Here is a 12,828-nt window from a genome sequence, read left to right as displayed (position 1 = left end):
GGATTCCCCTGAACGCCCTTGACCGAATCAGGAGACCCCCAGTGTCCACCAGCGTTCCTGCCCAGCACCACGACACCCCTGGCGATGCCCGCGAACCGGACGGCGGCCGGACGGCTGCCGCGTTCACCCGCGTGCCGCCGCAGGACCTCGAGGCCGAACAGTCGGTCCTGGGTGCGCTGCTGCTGTCCGGCAGTCCGGGCAGCAGCTTGCACCGGTTCTTCGCCGAGATCCTGGAGACGGGCATCGTCGCCGGGGAGTACTACCGGCCCGCGCATCAGGTGATTCACCGCGCGATCCTGGAGGTGCGCGGGGCCGGCGAGCCGGTGGACCCGGTCACGGTCGCCGATGCGCTGACCCGCAGCGGCGAGCTGGCCCGTGTCGGCGGCCGGGCCTACCTGCATACCTGCGTCCAGGCCGTGCCCACGCCCGCCAACGGCCAGCAGTACGCCGAGATCGTGCGGGCCAAGGCGTACCGGCGGGCGGTCATCGAGTCGGCGCAGGCCATCCTGGAGTACGCCTACAGCGAGGCCGGGGACGAGGACGAGGTGCGCGACCTGGTCGAGCAGCAGCTCACCGGGATCATCGCGGGCACCCCGGGCCTCTCCCAGGCGCCGCCCACGGTCGATGACCTGTACTGGCAGTTCGTCGCGGACACTGAGGATATCCAGGACGGCAAGAAGATCGGTCTGACGTACGGGTTCGCCGATCTCGACACGCTCACCTCGGGGATGCAGCCGGGCAACATCACCGTCGTGGCCGCGCAGTCCGGCGTCGGCAAGAGCACGCTGGCGCTCAACGCGGCCGTGGCCGCCGCCAAGACGGGCGCGAAGGTGATGTTCTCCTCGCTGGAGATGAGCGGCACCGAACTCATGCAGAAGATCACCGCTGCCGAAGGGGCGATCCCCCTGCACCACCTGACGCATCAGGGCGGCCTCACCCCGGAAGGCTGGGAGACCGTCCGGCGCCTGGGCCCCGAGCTGTTCAAGACACTGCCGCTGCGGGTCTACCGGCCCGACGGCGCGTCACTCGGCGACATCGCCTCGGCCGCCAGGGCCTGCGCCCGCGCCGACGGCCTGGACCTGCTCGTCGTGGACTACCTGCAACTCGTCGAGGTCGCTCACTCCCGCAACACCACCCGTGAACAGGCCGTCGCGTCGGTGTCGAGGGGCCTGAAGAACCTCTCCGTCCAGCTCGGCTGCCACGTCATCGCCCTGTCCCAGCTCAACGACGACGGTTTCATGCGCGAATCCCGGGCGATCAAGAACGACGCGTCCGTCGTGATCAAGGTCGAACGGCCCGATGCGGACGACAAGGAATCGGCGCGGGCCGGGGAAGTCGACCTCGTCGTGGAGAAGAACCGGCTCGGGCCCACCGCCTGCGTCACCGTGGCCGCGCAGCTGCACTACTCCCGGTTCGTGGACATGGCCTACACCTGACAGGAGACCTCGCAAGCGCCGTCAGTGCCCCTCTCCCGGCCGATCACCTGCCCCGGCGTCAATTCCCCCGCCGGACCCGGCGTTCGGCCCTCACGGGCCCGTACAGCCGATCTTGAAAGGAAGTCCCTCCCATGGGTCTGGTCTCCGATGGCCTGGACCGCGCAACGCAAAGAGCGTTCACCCGCCCGATCCCGAAGTCCGCGGGCGCACAGATGCGTTATCTGGTGAAGCAGCTCAAGGGCACCCGGCCGGTGGCCGCACTGCTCGGCGTCTCCCAACGCACCGTGGAGCGCTACGTGAAGGACCAGATCCGCCGGCCCCGCGCCGATCTCGCCCAGCGCCTGGCCGACGCCGTCCGCGCACGCTGGCAGCCCCGCGTCCGTGAGCAGGCCCGGCGTCAGGCCGCCACCAGCACGGGGCTCGTCATCGAGACCCGCGCCCGGTTCGGGTTCACCGCCGCACCCGGAACCTCCGATGATGCCCGCGTGCGGCATCTGACGATCGCCCTGCCGCCCGCTTATGCGGCCCGCCTCTTCGATGCCCAGCAGGCAGGCGCGAGTGAGCAGCAGCTGCGCGAGATCACCGCCGAAGGCCTCGGGGAGATGTACTTCCGCGACGCAGGGCGCCGCGCCCCCGGCCTGGCGGTGGAGTTCACCGACGTCGAGCACGTCGACTTCGACCTGTAGAGCGGGACGACACCGCCCGCGGCGGCGGCCGTCCTCGTTGCGGGGTGGGGGTGGCGCCCGCCGCGCCTCGCCTCAAGAGCTGCTGGCCGGGGGTGGCTCTTCGGTGCGGTCGCGGGATGTGCGGCGTTGAAGTGCTGCGTCCAAGGCAGTGCGGATCTCGGGTGGTAGCCAGGCGCACATCGGCCACTGCACCAGGTGGGTCGCGACCTCGCGGAGTTTGGTGTTGGTGTGCTGCGAGACCTCGATGAGGACCTCGCGGGCCTGCCGGGAGGGCAGGCGGCCGTGGGCCACGACGACGCCGATCGCCTGGTCGATGACGGCACGCGATTCGAGCGCTGCCTTCAGCTGCTCGATCTCCTCCTGCAGAGCGGCCTCACGGCCGTCGTCGTCGCGCTCACCCATGCTGGATCCGCTTCTGTCCGAACGGCACGCTTCCACCGTGCACTCCTGCCCAGCCGGCCCGCACGTACAGCACTCCGCCCAGCGAACCGAAACACTCCGCAGGACCGGCGCCGCGGCGACGCCGGCGGCGCGCCGTGCCCGCGCCGCCCGGCACTCGCGTGGGTGACGTTGCCGTGGTACCCGTGACGGCGGACGCCGGATTGGGGGTTGCCCGGCATGATCCGACGACTCATCCTTACGACGGCTGCCATCGTCCTTGCCTCCGCCGCCTGCCTGCCGCAGGCCTCCGCCACAGTCACGGCCGGGCCGCACTTCAACTCCTGCGGCTACCAGGTGACCGGCGACGGCGTGCGGCTGCGCACAGGCCCAGGCAACGGCACCGTCCGCGGCCTGCTCCACCGGGGTGACACGGTGTACGCCGACAAGGCACACGGGGACTGGTGGCGGGTGCGCCTGGCCTACGACAGCGGCAGCGCATCCGGCACCCGCAAGACGACCGGTCTGCGCGCCGGCACCGCCGGGTGGATGGCCAAGCGGTACGCCCGGGCCCACACCTGTATGCAGACCGACTGACGCAACCGCTCCCGTATATCTGCGGGTAGGAAGCCGTGGATACCTGCGATCATCCCCGGCATGTCACAGACGCCGCCCCCGGGCATAGCCGCACAAGCCACCGCCTCCCGCCGTTTCCATCCCGCGCTAGCCGCCGCGCTCGGAGCCGTTGCCGGTGCGGCGATCACCGGCACGGTGTGGTGGGCGACCTCGGCCAGTGACGCCGACGTTCCCTCCGGGCCTGCGTTCACGGCGACCGGCAAGGTCACGGTGTTCGGTTCCTGGGTGAACGGCCAGGATGGTGAAGGATGCGTCGGCACAGACGACTTCGCCGACCTGCGCGGCGGCACAGCCGTGACCGTGTCCGACCTGGACGGGCACAAGCTGGCGCAGGGCACGCTCGTCGATGGCATAGCGGGGGAAGTCGTCGGGGACAGCTGCACCTGGCCTCTGTCCGTCAGTGGCGTCCCCAGTGGAACTACTCAGTACCGCGTTCAGATCGGCGACAGGGCCCCTGTGATCAAGGGCCGCGAACAGTTGCAGGCGGGAGTCAAAGTCTCCTACGGCGTGCAGCAGTGAACCGCCCGGCGCTATCGCACTGAGAACACGAGGCGCGGGACTCTACCGGCGGCGGGCCGGCACAGCCCCGCCCGCGCATGCTAGCGGCTCGACCGTAGGGGAGAGGGCATCTGGCCGTCCGGCCGGTCCCGGCGGGCTGGGTACGCCACCAGCGCCCGGGCGACGGCTGTGCATACCGGCCAGCTAGCGGAAGCTGCCCCTACGCTCTCCCTTCCCTCGCCCGCGCCCCGACCGTCGACCCTGCGGTAAATCGGCGACTGCTGCGCTGAACCGACACCCCGGTTCTGGGCGCTGGAGCATCGAGTCAGAGCTCGGGTCTGGCATAGCTGGCTGAGGGCCTCCCAGCTATGCCAGACCCCAACTGCATGGGGCTCCCTCTGGTGGGCGGTCTTTTCGGCGCGTGAGTAGCTGGCCCTCTGTGTCGCCTGGACCGGGGCTCTCTGCCCAGATGCTGTTACGGCCGCACTGCGATGGGGATTTCCACGAGAGGCTGGAGGATTTCGAGGCGGGCCGAGTAGGTGCGAACGACTTGGTCGTAGAGGTCCGGAACCGAGGGAGCCTTGAGGGTGACGATGAGCGCGTAGGACACCTCGGGGCTGGTTTCCGGCGGGAGGTCGTCCAGGCGGAAGACGTGGCGCACGTCGAAAGCTGGGCGCTTGAGGCGGTCGGCCTTGAAGGTGGCGGTCTTGTGTTTGACGGTTTCCCACTTATGGGCGTCGGAGCGCAGTTCCTGCTCGCTCATGTAGTCGCGGGCTTGGAAGAACGGTTCAGACTTGGGGACGTTGCCTGAGGCGCTGAGCCGTTCCATGTTCGGGCGGAAGGTGGGTTCGAACGCGCTGGTGGTGTAGTTGCGGGGAGCCCTGGGGTCGGTGGGGCAGGCGATGCAGTAGGTCGCTGTGATCTGCAGATCGCCGGTGGCGACCGTTTCCGGTAGGGGCAGGAACATGCGGACGGTCTGCTTGGGTGCGAGTTTGCCCTGGTAGACGACACGGGCGGTGTAGGGCGGGCAGATGACGTAGTCCTCCAGCGCACCCGGTAGTCGGCCCCAGCCTCGCTCGGAGGTGTCCTGCTCGTTGTCTTCTGCGCAGTGGACGAGCAGTGCCTTGAGGGCGAGTGGTGTGAGCAGGGAGCCGAAGTGTGCCCGGATGCCGGCGGCCATGCGCAGAGCACTGGGGGCGGCGAAGCTTGTGCCGAGTGACATCGGGGGCGCGTCCTGGCCGTACGGGGCAGCGAAGAAGAAGGGTTCCTTCTGATCGCCACCGAAACTGAGCACATCGGGCTTGACCATGCCGGGGCAGCGTCCCGGGCCTAGCGCGCTGTAGGAGGCCCGGCGCCATGAGGGCCGGGTGGAGTCTGCCGCTCCTACCGACAGAGCGTTGACGCAGTCGGATGGAACCTGCACTCGTGCATTGCCGGATGGGCGGTCCAGCGTGCCGTTGTTGCCGGCTGCGATGGTGAGCAGGCGCTTGCCGTCGGACAGCCAAGAGTCGAGCAAGGCCGTCCAGGGGTGGATCTCGTCGTCTTCGATCGGGAGGTCGGGGCCGAGGCTGAGGTTGACGAGCTCGTGTGGGTTCTCCTGCAGCACGGTGTCGATGCGGTCCAGGGTGCGGTAGAGAGCGAGATCGTCTTCGGGGTCCTGATCGACGACGCGGAAGTGGTCGACGGTTCCGAAGGGCCGCGGGGCTGACTGGCCAGGGACCAGCGGTCCGAAGAGGGCGGCTGAGGTGACGTTGTGGCCGTGTTGGAGGTAGTCGCTCGTGGCGTCACCGACGTGGGGGGCCTCGTGGGAACGTGCCCAAGGCGCCATGGGACCGTCCTCTTCGAGTCCGCCGTCCAGGATCGCTATCTTCACGGCAGGGTCGACAGCGCCCACCGCTGGTAGCGACGACGCTTTCAGTCCGTGTGCTGTTGCGGCGCGCTCGACTGGGTGGAAGGCCCTGAGCCTGGGCATGGGCCGGACGACGCGCATGAAGGCGAACTGGGACAGTCTGTCGACTGCTTCGGGCGCCACCCGCACGGGGACGAAGCCGATTCCCGGCATCTGCAAGGCGTGAGTGATCTCCGCGGTACCACCAAGGGATTCCACATACCTTTTGAAACTCGCGAGGATCTTCTCCCTGATGCGCGCAGGCAGATGGAGACCCACTTCGATGAGGGGCGTCCCCGGAGCCAGGCGTTGCATGTTGCGCTGCCGCTCGACGGCGGTCGGGGCCCGGAAGGCCTCGACCTTCTGCAGCTGGTCGCCTCCAGGCAGCGGGCCAACCGCCATGCGCTTGGCCCACAGGCCGAAGGCCGCGCGTCGTCCGGAGATGAACAGTTCGGCAGTTTCCGCCGGGGCCGGCCGACGATCTGGGTTGGTCCACTTCTCCGGTTGCACCAAAGCGTTGCGCGCGCCGACATACGAGAGGCCGAGATCGTCCAGCAACTGCTGCGGGTGGTAGCTCTTCGCGATGAACTGCGGATGCATCGTCAGGACGCCGACGACCTGCCCGTCGGGACAGGCTTCGTCGGCGAGCTGGGCGAAGCGTTGAACCGCTGCCCTCACCTGAGGGCGCAGGCGTGAGCGTGCCTCTTCTTCGGTGTAGGGCAGCGTCGTCGGCCCTCCACCACTGGGCAGCGTGACTGCCTCAACGAGCCTTTCGCCATGGCCGAGCAGAAAATTGTACGGTCCGGGCACTGGCCGCTCCCCCCACGAGAATTACCCCTGAGACTCCTCGCGTCGCATACGGCTTCGAATCGTGTCCCGGCTGACCCCTGACAGCTCGTGCACGCGTCGTTGCGACATGTGATCAGATTGCACCAGATCCAGCGCCAACCGCACCCTCTCTGCAAAAGGCAACTGCTTGACCTGCTCGCCACACATGCTCAGCAGCGTCTCTCCGAGAGGCTGTTCAGCGAGAGCAGCACGTCGTCGTGCCGCTGTCACCAGGCGGTGTGCATCTGAGAAGGAAGAGCCCTGAACGCTCAATGCCCTCGCGATGGCGGTGAGCACGTCATCGGGCGCCTGGCCCTCGCAGTACTGGTCAAGCGCCTTGCGGAGCTGCACTGCCTCGGGGAGAGGAAAGTCGACCACTACCTCGAAGCGGCGCCACACGGCGGGATCAAGGAGGGCCCCATGATTGGTGGCCGCGAGCAGCAGAGAACTGGACGGCCAGTCGTCAATCTCCTGCAGGAGGACAGTCACAAGCCGCTTCAGCTCTCCCACCTCGGCGCCGTCGTCTCGTCTCTTGGCGACCGTGTCGAGCTCGTCCAGCAGCAGGATGGAAGGGCTGGCCTTCGCGTAGTCCAAGACCTTCCGGATGTTCCCGCCTGTACGTCCGAGGTAGCTGCTCATGACTGATGACAGGTCAAGTACGAGTAGCGGCAGATTGAGACGGCTCGCGATCCAGCGTGCGGCCAGGGTCTTCCCGACTCCTGGGGGCCCGACAAAGAGGGCGCTGCTGCTGGGCGTCAGACCAGCCTGCAAGAGTCGATCGCTCCTAAGACGCTCCTCGCAGATCTGATCGACCGCACTGCGAACGCTGGTCGAAAGAACCGGAGTGACTGCAGGTGCTAGATGGTCTGGGCGAATGAGAGGGACCCGACTGTCCACGTCGAGCGGAACCGGGGCGGCGTTGCCCAGACCGCGCAAGGGCGCATCGGTGCTGGGCGCCTCGCGGAGGAGGGCCTGGAGCGCTTTGCTGGTTGCTTCGTTGGTTCGGCTATAGCGCCTTGCCAGGCGCTGCAAGAGAGTCTGCACGTCCTGACCGCGTCCAGCGAGCGCCATTCGCGCAAGGTGGACCAAATCTTGCTCAAGTGCTGTCATCTCGTCCACGCGTCGACTGTCCAAGGTCCTGGTCATGTCGACCACCATAATGACTAGTGGGCGGGATACATGCCTCCAACGGCTTCCTCGTCCATATCGATACTCGATGCCCCTCCACGCGGCGGTGCCGGCCCAGCACGCCGTCCAAGCTGGGGAGAGAGGGGAACGGCGACCGGCCTTCGCGCGGCCGCCCTACGGCCGCCCTACTGGTCGTTGGAGAAGGGAGGCGGCCTCTGTCCCGTCCTCGGAGCTGGCGGGCCGACACGGAAAGGCCAGCCTCCTTCAAGTGAGGAAGGTGGATCTACCGTGCTCTGGTAGGGGGTAGCGCGGCTAGAACCGCTACCGCCGCAGCGACGTCCTCGATGCCACGCAGCTGCGCGGCATCCGACCGCCCGCCGACTTCTACGAGCAGGGCGCTCTGCCGGACGGGCCATCAGAAGACCAGCAGCCGGCCCGTGTCCCGGCTGCGCTAAGCGCGACGCCGAGCTGACGAAGGCATCCGCTCGCATGGAGAAGTTGGAGTCGCAGGCGGCGAAGTTCCGGGAGATTGCCAGGCTGGCGATGAGTGCGGTCTGAGTCCGCCGACACCCCTGAGGCCGACTGTGACGGCGTGCTCAGCGAGGCGCGACAGCCTGGAGGAGTGGCGTGGCTGACAGTCGCAGAGACCTCACCTGTAGGCACGCTGACCTGCTGTTTCTTTGTCGCGCAGGCTCTGCTGCAGGCCCCTCAAGCAGGTGTATTTAGTGCAATAGCTGGTACACTTTCTATGAAGAACGTTGCAGGAGCCCCTTGGTGGGCTGCCGGGGTTAAGGCCGGAACCAGGGAACTGGATCCCTCCACCCATTGAGGTGGTTGTGGCCCCCGGGAGTCCCCCAGGGGGCTTTTTGCTTCAGCGTGTCTTCCAGTCCGGCCACCAGACTCGGCTCGTGATGAAGCTGGGATCGCCGATGACCTTGACCCCGTAGCCAAGCAGCGCACCATTCCAGGCTCGCCGCAGTTGGTGGCTGACGAGGAGGAGGTTCTCCGCGCAGGCCCGATCTTGCGGATCGCCGCTGAGGGCGCAGTTGAGGATGCCGGCGTGGATGTCAGCGAGTTGGATGCCGTCGCGCTGGGTGTTCTCCCACGTAGGCGGCCAGGAGATGTAGTTCCAGGGGATGGGGTAGCTGGTAAGGCCAGCCCCCTGGCGCACGTAGTCGAAGTAGGCAGCCGAGGCCGCATGGTCCATGTGCTTGACGCGGCCAAGTCGCACGATTGCCAGACGCGGTCCCCCGGGCCACTCCCTCGCGGCGAGCGCGACCCGCTCCAGGAGCAGCCTCGTGGTGTAGTTGTAGAAGACCTCTTTGTCCTTCGCCATTCCGGCGTCGGCCTTCACCGTGTCCTTGTGAGCGATGACATGGACCACCATTGCGCTCGGTATAAGAGCCAGTGCCTGGGCAGCCTGGCGCCGACGGGTTTTGTGCTTAGGCCGGAAGTGCTCGACCCAGTGGATCGGCTTCAAGATCTCTTGGGGCTGCGCGCCATGCACCAGGGCGCGGAGGCCGCCCGCGGTGAGCTTGACGTGCCACTCGTCCTCTTGAGGAACGAGCAGGGCGGTCATGGCGAAGAACGGGGACTTGGCCCGGCTCGCCTCGCTGAACCCGCGGTCTCCAGTCTCGTCCACGTAGACGTGAAGCTTGGGCAGTTGACCGAAGTGCGCAGGTATAGCGAGCGCGCTCATCCGGTCGCCTCGGCCAGCGCCGCGGAGGAGCGCATCGTCGCGCTGCGGTGGGGAAGCACCACTGGAGGTCCGAACTCCTCTGGTCCTCGCCCCCGGCGATGACGGCCTCCGGGGACCTTCTGCTGTTTCTCGTTACCGTCCGGTTAACTCCAGTCACGCGTCCGGTTAGACGACGTTACACCGAATGGGCACTTCGTCACTCCTGAGATCAGCGTGACCTCGCGCGTCACGCCACCGCCTCTTCGTACTCGCTCTGCCCGTACTCGTCCTCGCAGCCGCTGTGCGAAAGGTGTTGGGTTCGTGGGGTGGGTGATGGCGCCTGGCTGGGGTTTTGAGCTGGGGGTTTGGGGGTGCCCGCGTACCCGACACTGCATCAACTTTGGTGCACTCTCATCCGTACGGAGTGGTGCACGATCATGGCTTTGGCAAGGCCCGGAGAGCTCACCGCGACGGTCAGCATCGGCCCCGGCAGCGACCACCTCATCGGCCAGCACCGCCCGATCGCCGGGCGGTCAACCGGTCAGCGGCAAATCCTGGCCACAACAGCCCTTCCACCCCGTCCGCCGACTACGCCAGCCATTCACCTGCTGTGGCGGGGGCGGTGGTCGACGGGCACAGCCTGAACGGCGCCGTAACGTCTCCGCCCCCGTCGAAAGCGACGTAGTGGGCAGGCTACCGCCGCGCTCCCGTGATCACCGCCGAGGGACGGCACACGTTGTGGCCGGCGTGCCAGACGAAAGGCCCTTCGCCCGACGGCATCAGGGCACCCGCCGGCGGTCACCGGCACTCGCGCACTGAGCGACTGTCCCGTTTGCCGTCCTCAGGAGACCGGCCGGGACCCGCACTCGCAGATACCATCCGAGCTCGCTCCGCCCATACCGCCCTGGGCGGGGCCAGGGACAGCACAAAACGGCCGACGCCCTCAGTCCGCCAAGGCGGGTGGCACGGGCGTCGGCCAACCAGAAATCTTCCGAAGAAGAATCCGCTGTCAGTCTACCGGCTCACCCTCTCGCTGCGACGCCCCCAACGGCCGGCCTGCACGGGCATACGAGCGCCTCAGCGAGCCTCACCGGGCGTGCCATCGGGAGGTTGCGCAGCAGGCGCGCAAGGGCGCAGCACAGCCCTACAAGCCTTTTCGGGGCGGGTGGGGCGTGGCGCGCCCCCGGCGGCCGCCCCACGGGGCAGGGGCCCCGGGCGTCCGCTGCGCTCCCGCCCTCGCTGCGCGGTCCCTGCCCCGTGCTGCGGGTGACGGGACACCGGAGTCCGCTGCGCTCCCTCCTCGCTGCGCGGTCACGCCCCCTTGCCGACGCCGCTGCGCTTCGTCGTTGGCGACCACCGGCGGCGCGCCGTGCCCCACCCGCCCCGAAAAGGCAAGTAATTCAGCTGCCCAAATTCCCTATTCCGGTATTTGATTCCCCGGCCCTAATTCGATATATTTCTCTTGCTGGAAGGGAGTGGCACCCGACCAGCAAACCAGAAATCTGGCACCGGGTAAATGCGTTGCCCGGAAAGCGGAAAGGAGAAGAACCATGGAATGCGCAGAGCGTTTCGAAATCGGTAAGCGACTGGCAACGGGGCATTACCCCGTCACCGTCGACGGCCGACCGGCCGGATTCATCTACCGCCGTCACGGCGGCTGGTGGGCCGAGATGCCCGGCATGACCCACCACACTCGACGCCCCGACCGCGAAACCGCCGCCGCCGAACTGGTCCGCATTTTCGACCTCGGACACAAGCCCTCCGCCTACGCCCGGCCCGTCCCCGCCCCCATCTCCAGCGTGACACTCCACATCCCCGAGCTGCGCCTCACCCTGCCCAACCTGGTCCGGGCGGCCGAGGCCACGGCCCGACTCGCTGAACTGGGCTGGGAACCGCTCCACGGCTACCCCGGTGCGGACAACCCCTGGCACATGCGCTGCCGCCTGTGCGGATGGAAGGGACGCAGGTTCTGGTCCCACCTGCGAGGCAGGAACGGCGACGGCATCCCCCGCCCCGCAAACCGGCATACCAGCTGCATTCCCACGTACCTGCACGCCGAAAAGCTGCGCCAGTTCCAGGCCCAGCAGAAGTCAACGTGCACATGTGCCGACCGGCACCCCACCACCGTAGACGAGTGCCGACAGGTACTCACAGAAATCCTGGCCGCCGGTAAGGACTACTCGCGGGGACTCATGATGCAGAAAGCCCGCGTCATTCTCGAACGCTGCTCCGCGTCGAGTGTCCGCGCCGTGGCACTCCGGACCGCGTTGGACAAGCTCACGGCGGACGGAGAAAGGACCAGTGCACGGGGAGCGCACGACCGACCCTCCCGCGCACGGCGCTCCCTGGGCCAGCCGGTCACCTGACCCCACCGGATCACCAACGGCGGGAGACCTGAAAGGGTCTCCCGCTCTCAACCGGGCAGGGGCTCACCACCCCTGCCCGGCCCCCCTTCCCGCGCCATGCCGGCCGCGTGAGTTGAGCCGCCCATCGGGCCCGCTCCTCACCACCCCTCCGCGCGCGCTCACCACAAACAGAGGGCACCCGTGATCCCGGTCAAAAGCACCGAAGAACAGCGCACCGCCTACACCCAAGCCATCATCGAAAAGTGGACCACCGCCACCCCCGACCAAAGGCGACGCGGACGCGAGTGGTACATCAGGGCCCACAACTTCGCCGCTCACATCGCAGCAGGAGAAATCGGAAAAGGCGCAGGCGTCCTCGCCGCACTATCCGCGAACAAGAGTTGGACGGAAAATTGCAGACTGGCCCGTAAAGCCTTCGCCGACGGAAAAGCAAGCGGACACGTCCGCGACGCCCTCACCAAAGCAAACCGAATCCTGGCCGGAACGGACCCAAGCCAAGTTCTCCCCATGCACATCAAGACAGGTTGCTTCTACATGTGCATTGCCGACCCAGCGAACACAGAAGCCGTAGTGATCGACCGCCACGCGCACGATATCGCGGTACGAGAGATCTACGGTCAGCGGGACCGAGGATTGGGAGCAGCTGGCCGCTACAACGTGCTCGCCGACTGCTACCGCGCCGCCGCACAGCAAATCGGAGAGGTACCCAGCACCGTCCAGGCCGTGACGTGGGTGGCTCATATCGAGCGCAACCGAGGGCGATAGGGGGGTACTGCTAGTTCGTGAACCTACCCGGTGCATCACTGATAGGGACCGAGTCCAGTCTTCATCTATGCTTCGTTTTGAAGCACCGATGATCGTGTGGTTTGATTCAGGTCATAGGGGCGTGCTGCATCCGGGATGCGCCGCTGGCATGTTGGGAAGATTCAGACTCAACAGGCCACGGTATCCGGAGGTTCGAGAGGGCCCGGTCAGTGCAAGGAAGGGGTGTCGGGCGGGGCCCGGCCCGGCCCTCCGGGAGTGGTTGCACTCGGTTCGGGATCCTCCTGGCAGCAGAGTTGATGCACCCTCACTCTCCCTGCTGCTGCCCGGCGTAGCCGGTAGGGCGGGAGCGCAGCGGACGCCCCCGCCCGGGAAGCGCAGCGGACCGGGCCGGATTGGAGCGCAGCGGAAATCCGAATTCCCGCAACGCGGGAATTCCTAAACACGCGGAGCGGGTTTATTGGAAAACGCGCAGCGTTTTCCCAGAATGCGCGCAGCGCATTCACGTCCTCCTCGCGAAGCGAGGAGGGACCCGCTCCGCGGG

10 protein-coding genes are annotated in these 12,828 nt (G+C 67.3%); 6 read left to right on the top strand and 4 right to left on the bottom strand.

Annotation, left to right across the window (positions count from 1 at the left end):
* Nucleotides 1-41 precede the first annotated feature (41 nt).
* Together FHS34_RS39795 and tpg are read left to right on the top strand one after the other, a co-directional pair.
* Entirely contained in the window at nt 42-1,436 is a 1,395-nt protein-coding gene (locus FHS34_RS39795; RefSeq protein ID WP_225817935.1) for a DnaB-like helicase C-terminal domain-containing protein, read from the top strand.
* 131 nt (nt 1,437-1,567) lie between these two features.
* Nucleotides 1,568-2,122: a telomere-protecting terminal protein Tpg gene (tpg, locus tag FHS34_RS39790; protein ID WP_184975143.1), complete on the top strand. Its 555-nt coding sequence runs from the start codon at nt 1,568-1,570 to the stop codon at nt 2,120-2,122.
* 72 nt (nt 2,123-2,194) lie between these two features.
* Here tpg and FHS34_RS39785 read toward each other — a convergent pair whose 3' ends face one another.
* Nucleotides 2,195-2,524, bottom strand: coding sequence for an ANTAR domain-containing protein (locus FHS34_RS39785; RefSeq protein ID WP_184975141.1), 330 nt, complete (start codon nt 2,522-2,524; stop codon nt 2,195-2,197).
* Nucleotides 2,525-2,740: 216 nt separating this feature from the next.
* Here FHS34_RS39785 and FHS34_RS39780 point away from each other — a divergent pair, with 216 nt between their 5' ends.
* Nucleotides 2,741-3,097 carry an SH3 domain-containing protein gene (locus FHS34_RS39780; protein WP_184975133.1) on the top strand — a complete coding sequence of 119 codons (357 nt, stop codon included), beginning with the start codon at nt 2,741-2,743 and terminating at the stop codon, nt 3,095-3,097.
* Nucleotides 3,098-3,157: 60 nt separating this feature from the next.
* Nucleotides 3,158-3,655, top strand: coding sequence for a hypothetical protein (locus FHS34_RS39775; protein ID WP_184975130.1), 498 nt, complete (start codon nt 3,158-3,160; stop codon nt 3,653-3,655).
* A 454-nt stretch (nt 3,656-4,109) separates the two neighbouring features.
* On the opposite strand, the gene FHS34_RS43960 is transcribed toward FHS34_RS39775, so the two are convergent.
* The 3 genes from FHS34_RS43960 to FHS34_RS39760 all read right to left on the bottom strand — a co-directional run bounded on the left by FHS34_RS43960 (nt 4,110) and on the right by FHS34_RS39760 (nt 9,177).
* Nucleotides 4,110-6,332, bottom strand: coding sequence for a S8 family peptidase (locus FHS34_RS43960; RefSeq protein WP_184975127.1), 2,223 nt, complete (start codon nt 6,330-6,332; stop codon nt 4,110-4,112).
* A 21-nt stretch (nt 6,333-6,353) separates the two neighbouring features.
* Nucleotides 6,354-7,460, bottom strand: coding sequence for an AAA family ATPase (locus FHS34_RS39765; protein WP_225817944.1), 1,107 nt, complete (start codon nt 7,458-7,460; stop codon nt 6,354-6,356).
* Between the two features lie 889 nt (nt 7,461-8,349).
* Complete coding sequence (locus FHS34_RS39760) at nt 8,350-9,177, bottom strand: DUF3800 domain-containing protein (protein ID WP_184975121.1); 828 nt, start codon at nt 9,175-9,177, stop codon at nt 8,350-8,352.
* Nucleotides 9,178-10,631: 1,454 nt separating this feature from the next.
* On the opposite strand from FHS34_RS39760, the gene FHS34_RS39755 reads away from it, so the two are divergent.
* Both FHS34_RS39755 and FHS34_RS43160 read left to right on the top strand, forming a co-directional pair.
* Nucleotides 10,632-11,522 (top strand): hypothetical protein, encoded by an 891-nt coding sequence (locus FHS34_RS39755; protein ID WP_184975118.1) that lies wholly within the window; start codon nt 10,632-10,634, stop codon nt 11,520-11,522.
* 180 nt (nt 11,523-11,702) lie between these two features.
* Nucleotides 11,703-12,287 carry a DUF7178 family protein gene (locus FHS34_RS43160; RefSeq protein ID WP_225817933.1) on the top strand — a complete coding sequence of 195 codons (585 nt, stop codon included), beginning with the start codon at nt 11,703-11,705 and terminating at the stop codon, nt 12,285-12,287.
* The last annotated feature ends 541 nt before the right edge of the window (nt 12,288-12,828 follow it).

It is taken from the genome of Streptomyces echinatus (assembly GCF_014203595.1).
GTDB classification, from domain to species: domain Bacteria; phylum Actinomycetota; class Actinomycetes; order Streptomycetales; family Streptomycetaceae; genus Streptomyces; species Streptomyces echinatus.
This window is presented reverse-complemented; position numbering and strand designations above follow the sequence as displayed.

What these genes read in the sequence shown, in the direction of transcription:
- FHS34_RS39775 (WP_184975130.1), top strand. Translation starts at nt 3,158, where the DNA reads ATGTCACAGACGCCGCCCCCGGGCATAGCCGCACAAGCCACCGCCTCC.
- FHS34_RS39765 (WP_225817944.1), bottom strand. Translation starts at nt 7,460, where the DNA reads ATGACAGCACTTGAGCAAGATTTGGTCCACCTTGCGCGAATGGCGCTC.
- tpg (WP_184975143.1), top strand. Translation starts at nt 1,568, where the DNA reads ATGGGTCTGGTCTCCGATGGCCTGGACCGCGCAACGCAAAGAGCGTTC.
- FHS34_RS39785 (WP_184975141.1), bottom strand. Translation starts at nt 2,524, where the DNA reads ATGGGTGAGCGCGACGACGACGGCCGTGAGGCCGCTCTGCAGGAGGAG.
- FHS34_RS39760 (WP_184975121.1), bottom strand. Translation starts at nt 9,177, where the DNA reads ATGAGCGCGCTCGCTATACCTGCGCACTTCGGTCAACTGCCCAAGCTT.
- FHS34_RS39780 (WP_184975133.1), top strand. Translation starts at nt 2,741, where the DNA reads ATGATCCGACGACTCATCCTTACGACGGCTGCCATCGTCCTTGCCTCC.